14 protein-coding genes are annotated in these 25,071 nt (G+C 48.7%); 13 read left to right on the top strand and 1 reads right to left on the bottom strand.

Features of this window, described 5'->3' with window-relative positions; all coding sequences use genetic code 11:
- Positions 1-89: 89 nt before the first annotated feature.
- The 13 genes from Cabys_RS04670 (at position 90) to Cabys_RS04730 (ending at position 23,616) form a co-directional block, all read left to right on the top strand.
- Complete coding sequence (locus Cabys_RS04670) at positions 90-1,112, top strand: LacI family DNA-binding transcriptional regulator (RefSeq protein WP_006929003.1); 1,023 nt, start codon at positions 90-92, stop codon at positions 1,110-1,112.
- Positions 1,113-1,203: 91 nt separating this feature from the next.
- Positions 1,204-3,738, top strand: coding sequence for a T9SS type A sorting domain-containing protein (locus Cabys_RS04675; RefSeq protein WP_006929004.1), 2,535 nt, complete (start codon positions 1,204-1,206; stop codon positions 3,736-3,738).
- A 264-nt stretch (positions 3,739-4,002) separates the two neighbouring features.
- Positions 4,003-6,693 (top strand): TonB-dependent receptor, encoded by a 2,691-nt coding sequence (locus Cabys_RS04680; RefSeq protein WP_006929005.1) that lies wholly within the window; start codon positions 4,003-4,005, stop codon positions 6,691-6,693.
- A 166-nt stretch (positions 6,694-6,859) separates the two neighbouring features.
- The gene (locus Cabys_RS04685) at positions 6,860-10,084 is read left to right on the top strand and encodes a fibronectin type III domain-containing protein (RefSeq protein WP_006929006.1); all 3,225 of its coding nucleotides are present in this window, start codon (positions 6,860-6,862) and stop codon (positions 10,082-10,084) included.
- Between the two features lie 85 nt (positions 10,085-10,169).
- Complete coding sequence (locus Cabys_RS04690) at positions 10,170-11,192, top strand: PorV/PorQ family protein (protein ID WP_006929007.1); 1,023 nt, start codon at positions 10,170-10,172, stop codon at positions 11,190-11,192.
- A 269-nt stretch (positions 11,193-11,461) separates the two neighbouring features.
- The gene (locus Cabys_RS04695; protein ID WP_169313644.1) at positions 11,462-14,494 is read left to right on the top strand and encodes a LamG-like jellyroll fold domain-containing protein; all 3,033 of its coding nucleotides are present in this window, start codon (positions 11,462-11,464) and stop codon (positions 14,492-14,494) included.
- Positions 14,495-14,560: 66 nt separating this feature from the next.
- Positions 14,561-15,877 (top strand): ABC transporter substrate-binding protein, encoded by a 1,317-nt coding sequence (locus tag Cabys_RS04700; RefSeq protein ID WP_006929009.1) that lies wholly within the window; start codon positions 14,561-14,563, stop codon positions 15,875-15,877.
- Complete coding sequence (locus Cabys_RS04705; protein WP_006929010.1) at positions 15,874-16,752, top strand: carbohydrate ABC transporter permease; 879 nt, start codon at positions 15,874-15,876, stop codon at positions 16,750-16,752. The genes Cabys_RS04700 and Cabys_RS04705 overlap by 4 nt, the downstream gene beginning before the upstream one ends.
- A gap of 2 nt (positions 16,753-16,754) precedes the next feature.
- The gene (locus tag Cabys_RS04710; RefSeq protein ID WP_006929011.1) at positions 16,755-17,564 is read left to right on the top strand and encodes a carbohydrate ABC transporter permease; all 810 of its coding nucleotides are present in this window, start codon (positions 16,755-16,757) and stop codon (positions 17,562-17,564) included.
- Positions 17,565-17,573: 9 nt separating this feature from the next.
- The gene (locus tag Cabys_RS04715) at positions 17,574-18,824 is read left to right on the top strand and encodes a glycoside hydrolase family 130 protein (RefSeq protein WP_006929012.1); all 1,251 of its coding nucleotides are present in this window, start codon (positions 17,574-17,576) and stop codon (positions 18,822-18,824) included.
- Positions 18,825-18,842: 18 nt separating this feature from the next.
- The gene (locus Cabys_RS04720) at positions 18,843-19,763 is read left to right on the top strand and encodes a glycoside hydrolase family 130 protein (protein ID WP_006929013.1); all 921 of its coding nucleotides are present in this window, start codon (positions 18,843-18,845) and stop codon (positions 19,761-19,763) included.
- Positions 19,754-21,043, top strand: coding sequence for a YyaL domain-containing protein (locus tag Cabys_RS19755; RefSeq protein WP_006929014.1), 1,290 nt, complete (start codon positions 19,754-19,756; stop codon positions 21,041-21,043). The genes Cabys_RS04720 and Cabys_RS19755 overlap by 10 nt, the downstream gene beginning before the upstream one ends.
- A 131-nt stretch (positions 21,044-21,174) precedes the next feature.
- The gene (locus tag Cabys_RS04730; protein ID WP_006929015.1) at positions 21,175-23,616 is read left to right on the top strand and encodes a glycoside hydrolase family 2 protein; all 2,442 of its coding nucleotides are present in this window, start codon (positions 21,175-21,177) and stop codon (positions 23,614-23,616) included.
- 5 nt (positions 23,617-23,621) lie between these two features.
- Here Cabys_RS04730 and tadA read toward each other — a convergent pair whose 3' ends face one another.
- Positions 23,622-24,089, bottom strand: coding sequence for a tRNA adenosine(34) deaminase TadA (gene tadA / locus Cabys_RS04735; protein ID WP_006929016.1), 468 nt, complete (start codon positions 24,087-24,089; stop codon positions 23,622-23,624).
- Positions 24,090-25,071: the final 982 nt, after the last annotated feature.

Genomic DNA, 25,071 nt, shown 5'->3' on the forward strand with positions numbered 1-25,071 from the left:
TTTAAATCACAAAAAATAGCGAAAAAACTTGACAACAAAAAATGGGTTGTATATATTAAAAAAAGGTAAAACGTTTTAACAGGGCTGTTATGAAAATTACCATTCATGATGTGGCGCGTCGTGCCGGCGTTTCCACTGCTACCGTCTCTCTTGTTTTACACAACAAGCGAAAGATCTCTGAGGAAACACGCAAACGGGTTTTAAAAGCCATTCAAGAATTGAATTACCATCCCTCGCAGGTTGCCCGGGGACTGGTACTCAAACAAACGGGAAATATTGGCTTTGTTTTGACGGAAGATCATTTTCTGCGCACCGAACCTTTTTACACCAGAATTTTTCTCGGTACCGAATTTGAAGCTCGTGATTCCAACTACTTTGTTCTGCTTGCCACCATTCCCAATGATTTTTTTGACGACACGCCTTTGCCGCGTTTTGTTATGCAGCAAAATGTGGACGGCATTATCATCGCTGGTAAAGTCCCTTTAAAGTTTTTAGACAAGCTTCGCAGTTACAATTTTCCGCTGGTCTTTGTAGATTATTATCCTCCACGCGGAACTTACAGCGCGGTGCTCATTGATAATATTCGCGGCGGAATGATCGCCACCGATCATCTGATTGAATTAGGACATCAGAAGATTGCGTTTATTGGCGGCGATTTGCAACATCCCAGTATTTCCGAACGATATCTTGGTTACAAATTAGCGCTTGAAAAACACGGTCTGACTTATGATGCCGATCTTGTCGTTACTGGCGAACAATCTACCAGTAAAGAAAACGGCTACCGCGCCGTCTGCGCTTTATTGGATAAAAAGACAGAGTTTACCGCCCTGTTTGCCTGCAACGATGCCATGGCCATGGGAGCGATGGAGTGCCTGAAAAAGAGAGGAATTAAAATCCCCGAACAGGTAAGCATTGTGGGCTTTGACGATATTGAACAAGATGCCTTCCTTGACCCTCCTCTAACAACAATTGCCGTTCCCAAGCCTGATCTGGGCATTGAAGCAATGAAATTAATGCAAGACATTTTAAATAAAAACATCCGTACCAATAAAAAAGTACTGGTGCCGGTTGAGCTGGTTGTTCGAAAGTCAACTACGCGGTTAAGAGATTAGCTCATTAGTCGTTTCAAGGTCTCTGGCCTTTGGTGCCAATGATAGGCCTTTTAAAAATAATGAACTTCAATCAACCAAATGAGGAGGGCGTATGAAGCGCTTTTTTTACCTTTCCCTGTTAATTTTATTGCTTCCTGCATTTTTGCTGGCAGAAACAAACCTGCTGAAAAATGCAGACCTGGAAACTCGGGAGCCGGGTTTCTGGAATCGCGTTAATGACGATGGTACGCATGCCATCTGGGCTTCGGATACGGCTGCCAGCAATCCCTGGAATACGGACCTGCCCAGCGAATATTCTTTTAAGATCACCAAGGACGCGGCCAGCAGCGATGTGATTGGCTGGAAGAGTTTGAATAATGCCGATCGTTATTGGAATCGCGCAACCACGGAGGGGGCCAATAAGCTTTACAATGTTAGCTTTTATGTAAAGACGGAGGGCGTTAATACCAATCCTGCGACGATGGATGAGAAGATTTACGTTCGTTATTCTTTTCTGGCGGGCGGTAGTTTGATCGCAGAGAAGGTAATGGAAGTGGATCAGAGTGTTGCCAGTAAGCCGTGGCACAAAGTTGAAGACGCTATTTACGTGGGCGGCGCTCCGGAAGAGATTTACATTGAACTGTTGATGGGTAAAGACGCCACGGGTACGGTGTGGTTTGACAACATTTATTGTAATGTGGCTGATGGCTGGGCCATGGGCGTATTTAACGGCGATGCAGAGACGCCGGAAGGCTGGCTGCACTGGACTTCCAGCAGCAAAATTGGTTATGCCAATGTAGTGGATTCGGTGGCGCATAGCGGCGTTTATAGCGTATTGTTAAAAGAAGAAGATACCGATGACGATGAAATGGTCTTTTATAGTCAGCCCGTACCCGCCCAGGCCGGCAAATGGTATAAAATTGGCGTTTGGGTAAAAACCGAAGGCGTTAATACCGACACCATGTGGTATCCGAGCAATGTGGTGCCAGATCGCGATGTAGATCGTGTGGCGATCAATTTCTTTTTTCACAAAGCGCCCATCGAAACCGATTGGAATCTGGTCGGTGGCGATCAGTTCTTTTACATTGATCAACGAATCGGCCATGAAAACAGCGAATGGATTCATTATGTGGCGGTGGCCAAAGCTCCGGAAGAAGCGGCCGGTGTAAGCATGCGCGCACGTTTTAACCCATTTGCTACCGGGAAAGTTTACTGGGATGATTTCTCTATTGAAGAGCTGGAAGTATTGCCTAATGTTATTGCTAATCCCAGCGTTGAAACTCGGGAGCCGGGTTTCTGGAATCGCGTTAATGACGATGGCACGCATGCCATCTGGGCTTCGGATACGGCTGCCAGCAATCCCTGGAATACGGACCTGCCCAGCGAATATTCTTTTAAGATCACCAAGGACGCGGCCAGCAGCGATGTGATTGGCTGGAAGAGTTTGAATAATGCCGATCGTTATTGGAATCGCGCAACCACGGAGGGCGCCAACAAGCTTTACAATGTTAGCTTTTATGTAAAGACGGAGGGCGTTAATACCAATCCTGCGACGATGGATGAGAAGATTTACGTTCGTTATTCTTTTCTGGCGGGCGGTAGTTTGATCGCAGAGAAGATAATGGAAGTTGATCAGAGCGTTGCCAGTAAGCCGTGGCACAAAGTTGAAGACGCCATTTACGTGGGCGGCGCTCCGGAAGAGATTTACATTGAACTGTTGATGGGTAAAGACGCCACCGGCACGGTGTGGTTTGACAACATTTATTGTAATGTGGCAGATGGCTGGGCCATGGGCGTATTTAACGGCAGCGCGGAGACGCCGGAAGGCTGGCTGCACTGGACTTCTACCAGTAAAATTGGTTATGCCAATGTAGTGGATTCGGTAGCGCATAGCGGAACGTACTCAGTAAGGCTGGAAGAAAAAGACAACGAAGACGATGAAATGGTCTTCTACTCTATTCCTCAACCTGCCGAAACCGGCAAATGGTACATGATCAGCGCCTGGGTCAAAAACGTAGGCGTTAATACCGATACCGTATGGTATCCGACCAATGTACTTCCCGATCGTGAAATCGATCGAATTGCCATTAATTTCTTTTACCATAAAGCGCCCATCGAAACCGATTGGAATCTGGTTGGCGGCGATCAGTTCTTCTATGTTGATCAGCGCGCCGGAAAAGAAAATCTGGACTGGACGCTGTATTCCGTGCTTTCTCAGGCGCCTGAAGAGGCGGCCGGCGTAAGCATGCGCGCCCGTTACAATCCTTTTGCAACCGGCGTAACTTACTGGGATGATTTCGCCATTCAGGAAGTGGTGCCGCTGACAGTGGATATTGACGATCCTTCAAAAACGCTGCCGGTGATTGCCACCGATTACAATCTGTCGAACAACTATCCCAATCCCTTCAATCCGACGACTGTAATCGAATACACAGTGCCCAAAGCCGGTAAGGTAACCATTGCCATCTACGATGTGCTGGGCCGCAAGGTGCGTACTCTGGTCGATCAGGATATGATGCCAGGTACTTACACCGCCATGTGGGATGGAACCAATGATGCCGGCCATAGAGTGACCTCCGGCGTTTACTTTTATCAACTGAACGCTGAAAATGCAGTGATTACCAAGAAGATGACATTCATGAAATAGCATTTGTACCGGAGCGGAACGACCAATCGTTCTGCTCCGGTTTTTATTTTATGTTTGGCCGGAAGTGTAAACCGCAGAAATGTGATTTACATTTTTAAACAAGGCGATGGCCAGGTCGTTCTCGAGAAGGCCAAAAAAATTTTAAACAGAATGAATTCGGGAATGACGGGAAAAAAGTAAAGAAATTGAAAAATGGCAAGCAGAAAGCAGATAACGCTTCCTGTAAACCGATCACCATAATCCATTTATTTCACGGAGGTTTAAATGCGTTCCCTCCTGAAATTCGTTTCAATCGTTTTATGCCTATTGGGCGCTGTTGAGTTCATTCAGGCTGGAACAACGGGGAAAATTGTAGGTCGGGTAACCGATGCCGCAACCGGCGAAGGGTTGCCGGGCGTAAATGTATTTCTGGAAAACACCACCTTTGGCGCCGCCACGGATATGGACGGCAATTTTATGATCATTGGCGTGCCGCCGGGCACTTACACCCTGGTGGCTTCTTATGTCAGCTATCGGGAAGTGCGTGTAACCGGCGTTCAGGTTAACATCGACAAAACGCGGCGCGTTGATGTGAAACTGGAGCCCGCCACTCTTGAGCTGGAAGAGGCCATTGTGGTGGAGGCCGATCGACCTTTGTTCCGCAAAGATTTAACATCCACCGAGTCGTCCATCGGTCGCGAAACCATCGAGGCTTTGCCTGTTGAAGATTTGAGCGAAGTAATTAATCTACAGGCCGGCGTGGTAAACGGACATTTTCGCGGCGGGCGTGTGGGCGAGGTCATGTACATGATCAACGGCATTCCCATGAACGATGTGTATTCCGGCACTTACGCTCTGGAAGTGGAAAATAATTCCATTCAGGAATTGAACGTCATAAGCGGGACTTTTAATGCCGAATACGGTCAGGCCATGTCTGGCGTGGTCAATGTTGTGACTAAAGAAGGCGGCACTAAACCGGAGTTAAATGTTTCGGTGTATAGCGGCGGCTATTTGACCGCGCATGATGACATCTTCTGGCAAAAGGATTTTAATCCCATTTACGACGTACAATTCACCGCAGGCGGGCCGTTTCCGTTTACAGGCAATAAATTGCGCTATTTTATGAGCGGACGCTGGAATAAGGATCCGGGCTACATCTATGGCCGTAAAGTCTTTTTACCCACCGACCACACCAGCGATTTTTTACTTAAAGATGTGCCGGAAGAACGTCAGTTTATGAGCCACGGCAAAATGTACCAGTTTTCCGAAGAATTGGCGCGAAAATTAATCGATGAGGCGCAGGCCGTATCGATGAATCCCATGGAACGGTACAGCGGCAACCTAAAACTTACCTACCAGCTGACCAATGTGGACAAGATCAATGTAGAAACCATGTACCAGCGTCGCGCCTGGCGCCAGTACGACCACCGCTTTCGTCTCAATCCGGATGGCGATTATCGCTACAAGCAGTGGACCATAAACGCCTCGCTGACCTGGAAGCACGTGTTCAGCAATCGTACTTTTATGGATGTGTATTTTTCCTATTTTTACACCAATTTTAAACAACATGTGTATGAAGATCCTTACGATCCGCGTTATGTGGTAAAAGAGCGACTGCAGGATACCGGCGCCAATGCCTTTGTTAGCGGCGGTCAGCAAATGTGGCATTTTGATCGTTCGACTCTGACCCATTTGTTTAAATCGGATTTAACCAGCCAGATCAATTACCATCACCAGATTAAGATGGGCGTGGAAGCCAAACGGCACCGTTTATGGCTTCACGAGTTCGAAATTTTGCCCGATCAGGAAAATCGAATCGCGCCGTTAACCAGTTTTCAGAATAATAAATACGTGCACTATCCAGTTGAGTTTTCCGGCTACATTCAGGACAAAATGGAATACGAGGATTTGATCGTTAACGCCGGCGTGCGTTTTGATTACTTTGATCCGGACGGGGAAGTACCGACCGATTTTCTGGAACCAGGGAAAGCGCCCAGGAAAAAAGCCAACAGCAGTATGCAATTCAGCCCGCGCCTGGGATTGGCCTATCCAATTTCGGCAAACGGCGCCATTCATGTTTCGTACGGCCATTTTTTCCAGACGCCCAATTATTTTTATCTGTACACCAATCCTGAGTTTGATATTGATCCGCTGCAGTCGTCGGTAGCGCCGCCGCCGCAATCTTTAAAAAACACCATCGGCAATGCCAATTTAAAGCCGCAAAAGACAACCATTTATGAAATCGGACTCCAGCAGCAAATCGGACAGTTGTACGGAATATCCATGACGGTCTATTTTAAAGATATCCGCAATCTTTTGGGCACGCAGGTCTTTCAAACCCTGGAAGGTATTCGTTATGGGCGTTACATTAACCGCGATTACGGATTTGTGCGCGGCTTTACGCTGGATATGGAAAAACGCTATTCTTCCGGTTTTGCGCTAAACATCGATTACACCTTTCAGGTAGCCAAAGGAAACGCCTCGGATCCCAATAATGCCTTTTTAGACGCCCAGGCTAATAAAGAAACCGTTAAACAACTGGTGCCGCTCAACTGGGATCGCAGACACCAGATCAATGCCGCCCTGCAGCTGGGAACGCCTTCTACCCTGATGGCCAGTGTGATTGCCCGTTACGGAACGGGAATGCCTTACACCCAGGCTTCGCGAGTCGTGCAGCCGCTGGTCGAAAACGGCGGACGCAAGCCCGACGAATTTAATGTGGACGTTTATTTGAACAAGCAGTTTAGCTTTGGAAAGTACAAATATTCCGTGTTTGTAAAGGTGTACAATCTACTGGATCGGCTGAATGAATTGCAGGTTTTTCAGGATACGGGGCGGGCTACATATTCCACCGAGCCGCTTTATGCGGGCGGTATCCGGCCGCGTGGATTAAATACATTGGAAGATTATTACATTCACCCGGAATTTTATTCGGCGCCACGGCGCGTTCAGCTGGGCGTGCAGGTTGGCTTTTGAGAATGAGTAAAAAAGTTAGGTGATTAGAGTGTAAGAGTCTAAAAGCCAGCAGGAACACGGATTGCAAAAAAGGCAACGTTCTGCCGCTTTACTCTGAACTCTTATACTCTTAACAAAAAACAGTCATCGATGCTTCAATTAAAGTAAAAAAGGGGCAGATGCCGCTATGTTTAAAACAAAATTGATCGTGATTTTAACATTAATTTTAAGCACGGCTTTAATGGCGCAGCGCAAACCGGACCCGAACGTGGGCGATACAAAACTGCGCCGCATGGGTATTATGGATGGCAACCTGGTGCGGACCGTTTACATCAACTGGGGCGAAATTGCCCACTGGCCCGATTCGCCTTCCGGCGAATGGCCAAAGGGAACCGGACATCAATACGTGGACGGTGTGGCGCTGGTTGTGCAGGCCCGAACCATCGATGAAGACGGCAACGTCATTTATCCCATGGAAACACAGTACCGGGAGTTTGTGGACCGCGGGCCTGAAAATCAATTGTGGGGCTGGGCGCCTCTGCCTGGTTATTTCAACCCCAAAAGTACCACGCCGGCAATTAGCAATAATCCGCAATCATGGCCCAATTTCTGGCCGGACAAAGCCGACGAGGATGGCTGGGTCAATCCCAATGAAATTCCCAACGACATCGACGACGACGGCAACGGGCTGGTGGATGACCTGGTCTATTGGAATGGCTTTTTTGGAAAAGGGGTGTTCAACGCCGATCTGGAAACCTATTTTGTGTTTGACGACGATCCGGACGAGGAGTGGAATTTTTATCCCGATCCTGGCGATAAAACGCGGCGGGGACTGGGGCTGGAAGTGGCCGCGCGCTATTTTCAGTGGTCGCAGGTGCTGGCCGAAGACGTGATTTTTGCCGTCTATTTTATTACCAACGAAGGAAAGACCACCTACGACAGCGTCTATTATTGTTTTTACATCGACTGGGGAATTGGCGGAACCGACGATTCATCGGACGATACGGGCGATTACAACACTCTGCTCGATATCGCCTGGGCCTGGGACGGCGACGGCTTTGGAACGCCCAATAACTGGTATCCGGTTGGCGTTGCCGGATTTGCTTTTCTGGAAAGTCCAGGCATTTACGACGACGGCAAGGACAATGACGAAGACGGCCTGATCGACGAAGACCGCCTGACCAAAGGCCCGGGTGAGTGGCTGGATACCTATCCTTATGGCGTGGATGATCCCGCTCAGTTTGAAAGGTATTTTAAAAGAGCTCCCAGGCCGCACTGGTCTAACGATGAGGACGCCGACTGGGATGGCTATTCGGATGTCAACGGCAACGGCGTGTGGGATCCAAAAGAACCGTTAAATGACGATGTGGGCAAAGATGGGCTTGGCCCTAATGATTTTGGTTATCCCGGCCCGGATGAGGGCGAAGGCGACGGCATGCCCACGCCAGGCGAGCCAGATTTTGACTACCTGGACAAAGATGAGGCGGATCAGATCGGTTTAACCGGTTTCCGCATCTTTCCGGTTCACACCTATGAATTGTGGAATGAAAAACAAAACTGGGAGGTGTTTAAGTCGGCGCCTCCGCCCCACAGCCAGGAAGTTACCGCCAATCTTGGAATGTTTTTCTCTTCTGGCCCGTTTCCGTTAAAAGCGGGCGACACGCAAAATTATTCCATGGCGTTGCTCTTTGGCGAGAACGCGCAGGATCTGGTGCTGACCAAAAATACCATTCAACAAATTTACAATGCCGATTATCGTTTTGCCAAACCGCCGGATAAACCGAAAATTTTGGCGGCCATTCCTGGCGACCACAAGGTAACTTTAATCTGGGATACGCGCGCCGAACAGTCATGGGATCCGTTCTTACAGGAGTATGATTTTGAAGGCTATCGCATCTATCGAAGCACAGAACCGCAATTTCTGGAATCGCGTTTGATCACCGATGCTTATGGCCGCCCCACGTTCGGTAAACCGATCGCCCAGTTTGATTTGAAAAACGGCATACAAGGTTTGCATCCCATCGAAGTGCAGGGGGCAAATTTTGATTTGGGTAATGATACAGGATTGCGGCATTACTATATTGACACCGACGTTAAAAACGGCCAGACGTACTACTACGCCATCGTCAGCTATGACCGCGGCCTGATTGATACCAGCGCTACCGGCGAAATTTCAGGTATTCCGCCTTCGGAATGCACCAGTAAAATCGATGTGGATGTGGCCGGCAACGTTACACTGGATATTAACACCGCAGTGATTACGCCCGGCGTACCACCTGCCGGAATCATCGAAGCTTCCATCGACGGCGAAATTCAGCGCGAAACCATTGGCACCGGCCCCTTTGAAATCGAATTTGTCATTCCCGATTCCGTAAAAGACGGCCACGAGTATGCCGTGGAATTTGGAGATACCACCTACCTGCACGATCACGGCAGTCCGTTTTATGTGGTTTACGATATTACCGATGGCCAGCGCATTCAGCTAACGGATACCATCTGGATTGACGAAACATCGCGATCGCCTTTGATCGACGGCATGATTCTTAATATTGCCAACGATCAGGTAGAAATTGATCAGGAACGTTCGGGATGGATTGTTGGTAATACCACCTATCGCTGGCGTGTGAATCTGGATAGACGATTCTCTGGCAATAATTTGAATATGAATTACCCGGCAGATTTTGAAATTCTCTTTTCGGACGCCATCATCGACACCGCAGAAAACCGCCTGGGTTATCCGCCGTATCAACCCTGTAAGTTTAGAATTACCAACTTAACGGAAGGCATTAATGCCCATTTCCAGTTTATTGAGTATTACGAAAAAGATTCTACCTTGAGCCCATATTACGAATGGCAAAATGCGGATTCTATTGAGGGCGCCATGATCTGGGTCGATGATCCCAGCCCCGATAATCCATACAAAATGCGCACCACCTGGCGTTTTTATTTTGAGGCGGACGGCACTCCGGAAGACAATGTGCCGCCTCAGCCCGGCGATCGTTTTTTGCTGGCGACCAAAAAGCCCTTCCGCACGGGAGACCGGATTGTTTTTAAGGTAAAAGGAAAAGACTACGATTTGCAAAAAGCCAAATCCGATCTGGACAAAATCGCCGTGGTGCCCAATCCCTATCTGGCCGCGGCCGCCTGGGAACCTAAAACGCCATTCAGAACGGGGCGCGGCGAACGGCGCATCTATTTCATTAATCTTCCTATGGAGTGTACCATTCGCATTTACACGGTGCGCGGCTATCTGGTAGATACCATTGAGCACCGCGGAAATACAGAAACGGGTCAGGCGTCCTGGAACTTGCTTTCCAAAGATGGACAGGAAATCGCCTACGGCGTTTACATTTATCATGTGGAAGCGCCGGGCATCGGAGAAAAAGTTGGGAAATTTGCGGTGATTAAATAGTGGGTGTGCGGAGAGAACCGTAAAATTGCGGTTCTCTTCTCCTTTTTAAAGAATTGAGAAAAAACTGAAAAACAGGGTGAGTGCCATGAAACAAATAAAAATTGTGCTGGCTCTTTTAATGACATGCGCTTTGTCTTACGGACAGTACTCGAAAGATGTGAGTAATGTGGGAACGACGGCGGCTCCTTTTCTGGAAATTGGCGTGGGCGCGCGCGCCATCGGTATGGGCGGCGCGTTTGTGGCCACGGCCAATGACGTGAGCGCCATGTACTGGAATCCGGCCGGCATTGCCAACTTAAAGAACATCCAGGCTATTTTTGTGCATACCAACTGGCTGGTGGACATCACGTTTGACTATGCCGGTATTGTTTTCCCGCTGTACCAGTATGGAACCATTGGCTTAAATTTGACGGCGCTGAATATGGGCGAGATGAAGGTGCGCACCATTGACCATCCGGAAGGTACGGGCGAGTTTTTCGACGCCCGCGATCTGGCGCTGGGACTGGCTTACGGTATTAAAATAACCAATCGATTTGCGCTGGGCTTCAACGTAAAATACATTTCGCAAACCATCTGGAAAGAACATGCCGCCGGTTTTGCGCTGGATATTGGCACGCTTTACGAAACGCCCTGGAAAGGCTTGCGTATCGGCGCGGCGCTTACCAATTTTGGCACGGATATGCGCATGGATGGCAACGATCTGCTGGTGTACTACGATGTGGATCCCTACCAGTTGGGGAATAATGACCGTATCTTTGCTGAATTGAAAACGGACGCCTGGCCATTGCCCCTGAATTTTCAACTGGGAATCGCCTACGATGCGCTAATGTCCGAACAGCATCAGTTAACTCTGGAAGTGGATGCGCTACATCCCATTGATAATACAGAAAGCATTAATCTGGGAATGGAATATCAGCTGCAGGGCAAATTCTTTTTGCGCGTCGGCTACCGAAATTTGTTCCTGAAAGATTCGGAAGAGGGATTTACTCTGGGCGGCGGAATACAGCTGCCGCTGATGGGCCGCATTCAGGGCGGATTCGATTATGCCTTTGCCGATTTCGGGCGCTTGCAGGATACGCATCGTTTCACCATTTTATTGCGTTTTTGAAATGAGCTCAAAGAGCAGTGTTACCGATCAATTTCGCAACAACTTCTCTTAAACTGCGTTTTATTTAACAGCATTTAGCGCAGCGGGGCTTTTAAAGTCGTTCAAATGATTTTACAGGTTTTAATAATTGGCCAGAATAAAGATTTTAAGGGGTGTGTGGGCTTACGATGTTATTGAAAATAGTAAAGTTTAATTTAATATTCCTTTTCGCTTACTTCACTATATTGCTGGGTCAGGCCAATCAAATTGCTGTTAATCGGGTTGAGCTCATGCCCAACCTTCCCACGCCCTACCACATACGCGACTGGCAGCAGGTGGCCCAGAAGTACGACTCGCTTGTATTTAATCTCTCTTTAAGCGGACAATATCTGCCGCTGGTAGAAATTAACGCCACCGGAATCAATTACCCCGCGCTGGGGAATTTTGTCATGCCCAGTTATGTGGGCAGCCCCGAACCCTGGAGCGGCGAGGCGATTAACCAGCTTGCGGCGGTGGTTGGCGCCACGCTGGTGGGCATTGATAAACGGAACCAGTTTGGTTACAACTGGCTGGCGTGGTGTCAGGATTTTTTTAACAGGCGCCCGCAAGAAAACGTTTATTTGAATAATTTTAACGCACAAAGCGGATACGACTGGTGGTACGATACCATGCCCAATATCTTCTATTTTCAACTGGTCAATCTGTATGAAGAAACAGATTTCATCTATTTTGAGGAACAATTTTATTCGGTGGTCGATCGCTGGTATGAGGCTCTGCAACAGATGGGTGCAGGCGTCGCGCCCTGGCAAATACCCGATTTTAACCATCGCGGCTGGCAACTTTCTACCATGACGCCCAACGACGACGGCGTAAAGGAGCCGGAAGCGGCCGGCGCCCTGGGCTGGTTGATGTATCAGGCTTATTTGCGTTCGGGAGAGAAAAAGTACCTGATCGGAGCCGAATGGTGCATGGAATTTCTGGATCAATGGCCTTCCAACCCTTCTTATGAATTACAATTACCGTACGGCGTTTACACAGCGGCTCGTATGAATGCCGAATTGCACACCGCCTATAATATCAAAAAGATGGTGAACTGGTGTTACGATCCGCAGGGCAATGTACGCGGCTGGGGCGTAACGGTCGGCAACTGGGGCGGATACGATTGTTCCGGCCTGGTGGGCGAGGTGATCGGCGATGATTACGCCTTTGCCATGAATACCTTTGAAATGATCGGCGCCCTGGCGCCAATGGTTCGTTACGACGAACGATTTGCGCGAGCCATTGGTAAATGGGCGCTTAATGCGGTCAACTCTGCCCGTTTTTTTTATCATCCGTTTTTAGCGGATGAAAATCAGGATGCGGAAGCATGGGCAAAAATTTACGACCCGCAGGGCGTAATCGCTTATGAAGCCGTCCGCGAGGTGGACTGGTATTCCAATCGCAGTCCGTATGCCACGGGCGACGCACTGCGTCACGGCTGGGCGCAAACCAATCTGGCTCTTTACGGCGCTTCGCATGTAGGCATTCTGGGCGCCATTGTGGACACCACCAATGTGCGCGGTATTTTGAAACTAAATATCAGTAAAACCGATTACGGGCCGGGATTCACCCGGGCAGACTTCCCTCGTTTTTATCTTCTTTACAATCCTTACGCCGTGGATACGACCGTTACGCTAAATGTAGGAAACGATCCGGTCGATGTTTACGATTGTATTCGTAATCAGAATATGGCAGAGATGGTTTCCGGGGAGGTGAACATTTCCATTCCGGCCGATGAAGCGGTATTGATTACCTTTATCGAGCAGGGAGCAGAGCGAATTTTTAAAGATGGCGTGTTGTATGTGAAGGGTAATGCGATTGATTTTCAAACGGCGGCGCCTGTGGAAAATCTGACGCCGCGTATTAAGGCCCTGGCCCCTGAACATAAGGTGGTTTCTACTGGCGGCCAGAACAAAATCTACTGCACGGCGGTGGATCCCGATGGCGATTCTTTACAATACCTCTGGCAGGCTGAGGCGGGAAGTTTAACCGGTGGCGGCCCGGTGGTTAGCTGGCAGGCGCCGGATGAAGGGGGCAGCGTAACCATCCGCTGTAAGGTGATGGATGGGGGGCTGCTGGTCGATTCGGCTGAGACACGCGTTACGGTGATTGACAACCAGCTGCCGGTGATTCGCCAGATGGGTGTGCAGCCAAAAGTTACCCTGCCGGGGGAGACGGTCTCGTTCTATTGTCAGGCAGAAGATGCCGACGGCGATAGCCTGGCATACGCCTGGTGGATTGATGCGGGCGATACACTGAGCCGCCAGGCAAACTGGTCGTGGCAGGTTCCGGATACTGCCGGTTACATTATGATGCACGTTCTGGTGCAAGACGTAAAGCAGGGCTTTGTGCGCGACAGCGTTGGACTTAGCGTGGGAAAGCTGGTAATCCGTTACAATTTTGAGAATGGCCTGGCTAACGATCTAAGTCCCTTTGCCAACAATGGAATCGTCAGCGGAGCGGATACCGTGGTCACGCCCCGCGGCAAGGGTCTGTTTTTTGATGGGATCAATGCCGCTGTGTGTGTTCCGCTTCATCCATCTTTAAATTTTGAGGAAGAGATTTCCGTGGCTTTTTTGATGCGTGTGGATTCTTTTTACACGCGCGAGGCCTATCCGGTAAGTCACGGCAACTGGGAAAATCGCTGGAAAATTTCTATTACGGATACTAAATTGCGCTGGACTATAAAAACTTCAGAACGTATTTACGATCTGGATTCTAAGGATGCGCTGGAGTTAAACCGTTTTTATTTTGTTACCTGTCTTTACAATTCCAGCGCTCAGGAGATGTCCATTTATCTGGACGGCAGCCTGAACAACACGCGTGCTGCGCAGGGAAACCTTTTACCCACGGAATACGATTTGAGTATGGGGCAGCATTTGCCGGGGAATCCGCAATACGCGTTCCGAGGCGTTATTGATGAATTTTTTTTGTTAAACCATGCGTTAAGCGACGAAGAGATCGCAACGCTTTATGACACGCTTACCGCCATTAAAGAGCGGGAAAAGACGGCGCTGCCCGGAAAGTTTGTTTTGAAGCCGAATTATCCCGATCCCTTTAATCCCAGCACGCGCATTGAATATTTTTTGCCAGCTACAGGCCGCGTCCGATTGGAGTTTTTTGACGTTCGGGGGCGGCTGATCCGAAAGATCGATCTGGGACAGGGAAGTCCCGGCTGGCATGTGTTTACCTGGCGGGCAGAAAATCTCTCTTCCGGTGTTTATTTTTACAGAGTAGCATGGCGCGATCTTCAAAAAGTCGGTAAGTGCCTGAAAATTAAGTAACCATCTGGAGCGCCTGCCGGGCAGGCGGCGAGAAATGGTTAAAGGCGATTAAAGGAGTTGTTTTAAGTGGTAAAAAAAATTGTCGGCATAATAGTTGGTATTCTGGTTATTTTAATGGCAATGGGCTGCGGCAGGCGCGATTCTGCTCAGCAGCAGAGGAGCGTTGAAAAGAAAGAACTGACCTACTGGTGCGCGACCAATCCGCAGGAAGTTAAACTGGCCAGAGAGCTGGTGGACGAATGGAACCGCATTCACAAAGACGTTCCGGTTAAATTGCAAACTCTGCCGGCCAGCCAGTCTTCCGAAGAAGCGCTGCTGGCGGCCATTGCCGGCAACACCACGCCCGACATCTGTTCTAACATGTGGCCTGGCGCCATGGACGAGTTCATCTCGGCCGGCGGACTGGTGCGCCTGGATACGTTCCCCGATTTCTGGCCGTATATCCTGGAACGCGTGTCTGAAGATCAGTTAAAAACATTTCAGGCCAGAGATGGCGGCCATTATCAGATTCCCTGGAAAACCAATCCCATTATGGTTTTTTACAATAAACGAATATTTAAAAAGGCGGGCGTTAAAGCGCCGTTGGAGACCTATTCGCAGTTTCTTGACGCGGCGGAGAAAATTGTGCGCGATTTTGACGGCGACGGTCAGGCCGATTACTGGATGCTTTATCGCGATATCAAACCCATCTGGTGGCAGCGTTTGTTCGATTACTATCCGTTTTACATCTGCGCTTCGGGAGGAAAAACGCTTTTTAAAGGCGATAAAATCGATTTTGACAATGATGCCAGCGTTAAGGTTTTTCAGTTTTTTCGCACCATGTATCAAAAAGGTTACATGCCGGTTGCCCAATTTCAGGGCGATCAATTTCTAGCAGGCAGGCTGGCCGCGCAAATATCCGGGCCGTGGCTGGTGGCCTACATTCAAAAATTTGCGCCCGAAGGATTTGAATATGGCATCATGCCCATTCCCCGGCCGGACGATTACAAGGGGCCTATTTACACCTATGGCGATCCCAAGAATATTTCCATTTTCAAAACCACCAAATATCCTCGTCAGGCCTGGAAATTTGCCCAATGGCTAATCTCGCGGCATGCGGACCTTCGCCTGCTGGAAATTTGCGATCAAATCCCCATTCGTAAAAATTTATTGAATGATTCGACCTTTGCCGCTTATTTTAAGAAAAAACCACAAATGACCGTTTTTGCCCGGCAGGCGCCCTTCACGCGCGGCGTGGATGGCGTGGCCGATTTAAAAGAGATTTTTAACGCCATCTCGCAGGAATACGAAGCGAGCGTCATTTACGGGCGGCGCACTGCCCGCGAGGCCGTCAAACGTGCGGTAAAACGTGTAAAGGTTATCAGGGAGTGGAACAGACAATGATCAATTCTGTTATCAGGCGCATTAAAAAAAGCGACAAAATCGGTTATTTGATGAGTCTGCCTTATCTGATTAGCTTTGCCTTATTCATTGCCTTTCCGCTGGGCTTTTCGTTTATTTTAATCTTTCACAAGTGGAATATTATTACGCCCATGCGCTGGGTGGGACTCAAAAATTTTTACCGACTGTTCCACGATGTGGAATTTTTGCGGGCTATTTACAATACGTTGATTTTTTTAGTCATTCATATTCCGCTGCAAATTGTTTTTGCGTTGCTGATCGCCGTGCTGCTCAATCAAAAGATAAAACTGCGCGGTTTTTTTAGAGCGGTGTACTTTATGCCGGTCATCGTCTCCGGCGTGGTGATCACCATTCTCTGGCAGCAGTTGTACAGTTATGAAACCGGCCTGCTCAATTTAATGCTCACTTCGATTGGATTGCCCAGAATCCCGTGGATCAACGATCCGTCGTGGGCCATGCCTTCCATTGCCATTATGGCCACCTGGAAGAATGTGGGTTTGTACATTGTGCTTTTTCTGGTCGGATTGCAAAACATTCCGGCTTATTTGTACGAGTCGGCGGAATTGGACGGCGCCAGCGCCTGGCAAAAGTTCCGCTACATCACCGTTCCGGCATTAAACAGCACCATGGTGCTGGTGGTTATTTTATCGACCATTGGCGGCTTTTCGTTGTTTATTGAGCCCTTTGTGATGACCGGCGGCGGCCCGATGAACAGCACGCTTTCGGCCATGCTTTACATCTACAATCAGGCCTTTTACTTTGGGCACATGGGGTATGCCGCTACTCTGGGCTTCTTTTTTGCCTTTATTATTTTTGTGGTGGTTTTAATCCAGAAACGTATAGTGGAGAATAAATAGGTATGAAGCGTTTTTACATTTATTTGACTTTGACGGTTGGCGGCATCACCTTCATCTATCCCTTTTTATGGATGATTGCCGCCAGTTTAAAACCGGAAACGGAGATTGGCGCTATTGGTCTCTGGTCGCCGCATTTTAATCTGGAAAGCTATCGCCTGGTCGTACAAAAAATTCCCATCTGGCGGGCCCTGCTGAACAGCGTTTTTGTTTCGTTTTGCGTTACGGTGTCGGTCATCTTTTTTGGTTCCATGGTTGGTTATGCCCTGTCTCGCTTAAATTTCTGGGGGCGCAACTTGATTTTTGGCGTCATTTTATTTACCATGGTCATTCCTTTTCAGATTACGCTTATTCCCATGTACATTTTAATGGTAAAGTTCGGATGGGTCGATACATACCTGTCGCTGATTGTGCCGGGCATGGTTACGGCGTTTTCTATTTTGTTGTTCCGGCAGTTTTTTCTGGATATACCGCAGGATTTAATCGATGCCGCGCGCATCGACGGCTGCAACGATTTTACCATTTTGTTTAAAATTATCTGGCCCATTTCCAAACCGGTTATCATTACTGTGGGTATCATTACCTTTATGACCAGCTGGAACGATGTGCTGTGGCCGTTGATTGTAATTCGCAACGAAAAGTTAATGACCATGCCGCAGCTGGTCACCATTTTTGCCGTTGGAGGCGGCGCCGAAGCCCGATTGGGAGCCATGCTGGCTGCGGCCACCCTGCTGGCCATCCCTATCATTCTGGTTTATGCCTTCTTCCAGCGCTATTTTATTGAAAGTATGGCAACTTCTGGACTAAAAGGATAGGAGACTATTGTGCAGGTACAAAAACTGGATTTTAAACTGGAACCCAATTTTCGCAGAGTGATAGCTCTTTCTTACAACATAGAAAAGACGCATGTGCAACGCATTGCCCAATATGTAATGCGCCTGTCGACCGCAGAGCGTGAAGCGCTTTTTGCGGAGGTGGAAGCGAATTTTGCCGATCGGCATCGCGATCTTGAAAAGTTTCTATTGAATTTTTACGGGCAAATGGAAAAATACCTGCCGCCCGGAATGCGTTTGAACCATGCCGATCGTTTGTTGCTGGCCAGTTATTTTACTAAAGAATATTCCATCGAAGCGGCCGCTCTGTTTAATCCTTCCATTGTGCCCTTTGAAAGGCCGACCCCGGACGGCGACCAGCGTTTTGTAATGAGTTTACGGGCTACCGGCGAGGGACACATCTCCAGCGTTGAATTTATTCAGGGCAAAATAAATAAAAAGGGCGAAATATTTTTTAAGATGCCGGAATCGACCTTTGCCACCGGCCCGGAACGCGTAACGGTCGATTACGATTCGCCATACCAGACCATTGAAATGCAGTTCGACGCGCAAATCCCTCTGGCCGAACGCGTTATCTTTCCCATTACTGATGATGAGATCAATGGCATCGAAGATTTGCGGCTGGTGCGTTTTGAGGATGAAAGCGGAGCCGTTTATTTTGGCACATACACCGCTTACGACGGTCATCAAATTCAAAGCAAGCTACTGGAAACCACCGATTTTACTACCTTCAGAAGTTACGCCTTGCAGGGCAGGGCAGTGAATGACAAAGGCATGGCTCTTTTTCCGGAGAAGATCGACGGGCAATACGCCATGATCTCTCGACAGGACGGCACCAATCTTTATATTATGTTTTCCGATTCGTTGTACGACTGGGAAAAAGCAGAGTTGTTAATGGAGCCGCAAATGCCCTGGGAATTGACGAAAGTCGGGAATTGCGGTTCGCCGATCAAAACCGAGGCCGGCTGGCTGCTGGTAACGCACGGTGTGGGCCCCATGCGCAAATACCAGTTGGGCGCCATTTTGTTGGATTTAAAGAACCCGCGAAAGATCATCGCTCGACTTAAAGATCCTTTACTTGGCCCGGATGAAAGCGAACGAGAAGGCTATGTGCCCAATGTGATCTACACCTGCGGCAATATGCTGCACCAGGGTAAGTTGATCGTTCCTTACGCCATGTCCGATTCAGCCTCGGGTGTGGCTATTTTTAATCTTCAGGAGATCTTACAGGAAATGGAATAGCGAAAGGAGTCGAAGACAATGAGCATCAAACGATATGCGAAAAATCCTGTGTTAACCGCCAGGGATGTGCCCTTTAAGGCTAACAGTTTGTTCAATGCCGGAGCCGTTAAATTCAATGATAAATACCTGCTGATCTGTCGCGTGGAACTGCCCACCGGACTTTCGGGGCTGGTAAAAGCCTGGAGCGACGATGGGATTGAGTTTAAAATAGAAGACAAGCTTTTCCTGACTCCGGAGCAGCACGGTGAGCTGTACGAATACGTTCGCTGGGGCGTTGAAGATGCGCGCGTTACCAGAATCGACGATATGTATTATCTTACCTACACCGGTTATTCGCCCAACGAGCCGGTGGTTATCTTAAGCAGAACGCAGGATTTTATGAATGTTGAGATTTTTGATCTGATTTCTGAACCGGCTAATAAAGACACGGTATTGTTTCCTCGCAAGATTAACGGCTATTACTGGCGGATTGATCGACCAATGGTCTCTCCCATGGAAGGCAATATATGGATCAGTCGCAGCCCGGATTTGCGGCACTGGGGCCATTACCGTCGTCTGATTGCCGCGCGTAAGCCCTGGTGGGATGGCGATAAAGTCGGGGCTTCTACGCCGCCCATTGAAACGGAAAAGGGCTGGTTGATGCTCTACCACGGCGTGCGTACCATTGGCACGTCAATGATTTACAAACAGGGCGTATTGTTACTGGATTTAAACGAGCCGTACAAAGTGCTGGGCCGAAGCAAACATCCCGTTCTCAGTCCGGAAGAGCCCTACGAACGCATGGGTGATGTGCCCAATGTGGTCTTTTCCACCGGCTGGATTCCAGAAGAGGACGGCCAGATAAAAATCTACTATTCCGGGGCAGATTCCAATATTTGTCTGGCCACGACCTCCATTGACGCTTTGTTGAATTTATGCGAGGAAGACGAATGCAAGTAACTAAAAAGCTTTTAACCGTTGCTATAGTTGTTTTTGTGATTTCTCTTTTGATTGCCTGTTCCAGACCGGTGGATGAACAAAAACCGTTGATCAATTTGCAGCATCTTGATTACCTGTACACACACCTGACGGTGGAAAATCAAAAACGGGCGGGCATCGTCATTTACGCCGAATACCCGGATTACGCCTATTTTGAAGCGCCCGGCGAAGGATTGATTTGCGTGGATGATGTGGCCAGAGCGGCGATCGTTTATTTGCGTTACGGTCATTATTACAAAGATGAAGCGGCGCTGAAAAAGGCCGACGCTCTGATGCGCACCATCCTTTATCTGCAGGCGCCCAACGGCTGCTTTTTCAATTTTATTACAGCCGAAGGAAAGATTCAGAAAGAACTTAAAAACAGCAAACCGCTGCCTAACTGGTGGACCTGGCGGGCTTTGTGGGCGCTGGCCGAATATACGTACTGGAACCGGCAACACGGTTCGCCGCTACTGGATTCGGTGCAAACCGCCGTCCGGCAAGTTTTACCCCATGTGCAGGCTTTAACGGAAGCTGAAGGACAGTGGCAAACCATCAACGGTTTTAAAATACCGCTCTGGCTGCCGCAAAAATATGCCGCCGATCAGGGCGGGCTGCTGGTTAAGGCGCTGGCCACCCTGTACAAAGTGGAAAAAGACGAAAAGGTGTTAAAGCTCATCCGCCAGCTATCGGACGGTTTGCTGGCTATGCAAGTAAAAGATGAGCGTTCGCCGTTTTACGGCGCCTTTTTGAGCTGGCAAAATGTCTGGCACGCTTACGGCAATATTCAGGCGGACGCCCTGTTCGATGCGTTTGAGGCAACGGGCGATTCCGCTTATTTTAAGGCGGCGCTTTTAGAGTTAAGGCATTTTTATCCCGTATTGAAAGCGCGAAATTTTTTACGAAGCGCAAAATTGCAAAATGACAATGGCCGGGTAACGGTTATTGACCAAAAACAGTTTGAGCAAATTGCTTATGATTTTCGTCCCATGGTGTGGGCCGCTTTGCACGCCTGGCGATTGACCGGGAAAGCGGAATTTTTGCAACTGGCTGTTGACCTGAGCGCCTGGTTTGCCGGCGAAAATATTGCCGACGTAAAAATGTACGATCCGCAAACGGGACGCTGTTTTGACGGCATTATTTCGCCCAAAAAAGTGAACTTAAATTCCGGGGCAGAGTCCACCATCGAGGCCTTACTCGCTTTGTTGGAAGCCGAAAAGGACGTGGATTTTAAGAAGCAGCTGCCTGCTTTCTGGCAGTAGGCCGGGCAGCTTTCGGCCCGCTTTGTAAGGCTGCGGCATGTGTTTTGTCGGTAGAAAGAATGAACTGCGTATGTCCTGTTCATGTCAATGCCAGTGTGACGGCCCAAAACATCATTTAGACGGAGGATGGAGTGAAAAATCGACATTTTCTTAATAAAAATTGGAAAGTGTTTTTACACAAAGAGCGAAAAACGCATCCTGCATTTGCCATCCCCCAAGAGGGCGTGGCGGCAACGGTTCCCGGAACGATTCATACCGATTTGTTTAACGCCGGCATCATTCCGCATCCGTTTTATGATATGAATGAGAAAGACCTGCAGTGGATCGACTGGAATGACTATCGTTACGAGTGTCGCTTCGATTTACCCGCAGGGATGGATTTAAAGCAAAACATTTTTCTGGTTTTTGAGGGACTGGATACGATTGCGGATATCTCGCTTAACGGGCAAAAGCTGGCGGAAACAAAAAACATGTTTCGATCTTATCGTTTTAAAATCAATGCTTTGTTAAAAGAAAAAGGGAATCTTTTACAAATTATCTTCAAATCGGCTCGTGTTTACGGCCAGGAATACCGGCCTGAAATCGAGCAAATGTCCTCGACGCTTCATCCGGAGCGGGCGTTTGTGCGAAAAAGTCAGTACGCTTTTGGTTGGGACTGGGGGCCGCAATTTGCCACGTGCGGCCTCTGGCGTCCGGTGTACCTGCTGCAGGCGGAGTGCGGCATTAAGGCCATAACCTTTGATGCCCTTGCTTTTTTACCCGAAAGCGTAAAAGTAAAATCGGAGATTTTATTGTGGGGCAATGTGCCGAAGGGAAGTCGGCTGGAGATAAACCTGCAGATTGAAGAAAAGAGCGGCCGGCAAAGGATGTATCGGAAGACCTTAAAGCGAATTTCTAATGAAAACGGTGTGGAATTTGAAGTAGAAAGTCCGGCGCTCTGGTGGCCCAATGGAATGGGAAGGGCGGTATTGCACAAGCTGGAAGTTGCGCTTTTTGACAAAAACGATCAGCTACTGGCCCGGGATGAGAAGAAAGTCGGCATTCGCCAATGTGAATTGGTGACCACGGAATATGGAGAGGCGGTGTTTTATTTTAAAATAAACGAACGGCCGCTTTTTGCGCAGGGCGTTAACTGGATTCCGGCGCATGCCTTTTTGCCGGAAATTAAGAAAGAGACCTATCGCCGCCTGCTGGAAATGGCAGCGCAGGCCAACATGAATATCATACGCGTGTGGGGCGGCGGCATTTATGAGGATGATTATTTTTATCAGTTGTGCGATGAGTTGGGGCTGCTGGTCTGGCAGGATTTTATGTTTGCCTGTTCGGCCTACCCGGAAGACGATGATTTTGTCGCCGAAGTCAAGGCGGAAGTGGAAGAAAATGTCTTCAGGCTGCGCCACCATCCGTCAATTATTCTCTGGAATGGCAACAATGAAAATGAATGGATCTGGCATTTTGAACATCCAGGATTAGTGGAAAAGATGCCGGGATATCGTCTGTTTCATGAATGGATTCCCAACTGGTTGAACCAGTTTGATCCGTTTCGATCATATTGGCCAAGCTCGCCCTGGGGGATGGATGCCGATCCCAATGATACAAATAGCGGCAACCGACACGTGTGGGATATCTGGTCGCGTTGGGTGGATTACACGGAAGTAAAGAACGATCAAAGTTTGTTTGTAACCGAGTTCGGGTTTCAGGCGCCGGCCCATTATCAGACATTGAAAAAAGTTATTCCGCAGGACAGATTTTTAGCGCAAAGCGAAAGTTTTGAATGGCACAATAAACAGGTAGAGGGCAACGAACGCCTGTTTCGTTTTTTAGCCGGTCATCTGCCGGTGGTTACCACAATGGCCGATTTCATTTACCTGACGCAGCTTAATCAGGCCTTTGCCTTACGCGCCTGCCTGGGATACTGGCGTTTATATCAGTCGCGTACCATGGGGGCCATCATCTGGCAGCTTAACGATTGCTGGCCGGTTACTTCCTGGTCGTTGATCGATTCTGAACTGCGCCCCAAATTGAGTTATTACCAGGTGCGGCGGATTTTTGCCCGGGAGACCGTATTCTTGCGACAATCAGAGAACAATATAGAACTCCATGTATTACAGCCGCATGAGGATCAGCCCCACGAAGTCAGAGTTGTCGGTCTGACAGAGGATGGCAAGGCGGTGCAGGAATTGTTTTTCAAAGAGATCGAACAATTTTACTCCATTCTTCCGCTGCGCTTACCAAAGGAGTCTGTTCGTTCTCATTCAGTTTTGATTGCCACGCTGTACGATCGGGCCGGTAAAAGAATTGCTCGCGATATTTTGAATTTAAAACGGTGGAAGTATTTAAATCTGGCCTTCCAGGACAGCAATTTGCGGCTGGTGGCGGAAAACGGTTTATGGGTTGAGTGCGTCAACAGTCCCTGTTTTTTCATAGAAATCAGGCATCCAGACAAAAATTTTCTCGATCAGGGCTTTACTTTGCTGCCGGGCGAGCGCCAGCAGATTTTAGCCGAAGAAGAATTTGAAAGCGTGTTGCTGGATGAGATGGAAATTTTTTGTTTAAACAGGTATCTGCAGTAATATGGTTATTTATCGTTTTTCTGGCGCAGGCTTTGAAAAAACTCCAGCATTAAAGCCGCACACTCATCGCGGGCCACGCCGGGTGTGACTTCAATTTGATGATTCAAACGGGGGTCGTTCAGCAAATTAAACAGACTGGAATGGGCGCCCGTTTTAATATCCTGTACGCCGTAAACCAGGCGTTTTAGTCTTGCCAGCACCGAAGCGCCGGCGCACATGGAGCAGGGTTCGACGGTCACGTAAAGCGTGGCATCGTACAGCCATTTTTCGCCAACGGTGGCGCAGGCCGAGGTAATGGCGATCATTTCGGCGTGCGCTGTGGGATCTTTTAAGAGTTCGACCTGATTGTGTCCGCGACCGATGATGCGCGCATCTAAAACAACAACGGCTCCCACCGGTACGTCGCCGTTTTGCAAAGCCTTGCGGCCTTCGCGAATGGCCTCGCGCATAAAGTAGCGATCGTCAAACTGCATATTTATCCTTTGCTGTTTTTGCCGCTCAATTAAAAATAAGGTTTTTTTGTTCCCTGATCAAAACACGAAGCGCAAATTGGTATTGCCGCATCCCGCTCAGGTGCGCAATAAATGAGACTGAACATGTTCCGGCCTAACCGCTTTGCTTCGCAGAGATTAATGACAAAACGGTTGTTGACTGGTTATGGCTCATCGTTCTGATCTCGAATGTTTTTCGATGGGCAAAAGATAAGGATGATTAGGGAAAATAGAAAATTTTTTCAAAATACAGTAACAACGCGGCTGAACAAACGCCCCTCTCCCTGTCATTTCCAACTTAAGTAGCGCGTACGGGATTTTCCACAGGATGCTGCGCAGAACCCGTGTTACCGACGTGAGAGTCCGACAACTTAACGCTGCAAGGCCAACGCTCCTCTCTCTGTCATTTCGAGTCTCCCGCCCTGCGGGGGACGAGAAATCCTATTCCGTTGAAAGACAAAGAATTCTTATCCAGACCAGACGGGATTGGAAATGACCGTGGGAGATTTGCAGCACCTGGAGAGAGAATGAGCGTCGTGTGTGCGCAATGCCAGACGAAAAAAGCCAGCTCTAACGAACTGGCTCAAAGTAGCGCGTACGGGATTCTCCACAGGATGCTGCGCAGAACCCGTGTTACCGACGTGAGAATCCGAGAACTTAACACTGCAAGGCCAACGCTCCTCTCCCTGTCATTTCGAGTCTCCCGCCCTGCGGGAGACGAGAAATCCTATTTCTTTGAAAGACAAAGAATTCTTATCCAGACCAGACGGGATTGGAAATGACCGTGGGAGCTTTGCAGCACCTGGAGAGAGAATGATCGTCGTGTGTGCGCAATGCCAGACGAAAAAAAACCAGCTTAAACGAACTTTCTTAAGTAGCGCGTACGGGATTTTCCACAGGATGCTGCGCAGAACCCGTGTTACCGACGTGAGAGTCCGGCGCAACACATTAGTCAGGTGCAAAA

The sequence above is a fragment of the Caldithrix abyssi DSM 13497 genome (assembly GCF_001886815.1).
GTDB lineage: Bacteria > Calditrichota > Calditrichia > Calditrichales > Calditrichaceae > Caldithrix > Caldithrix abyssi.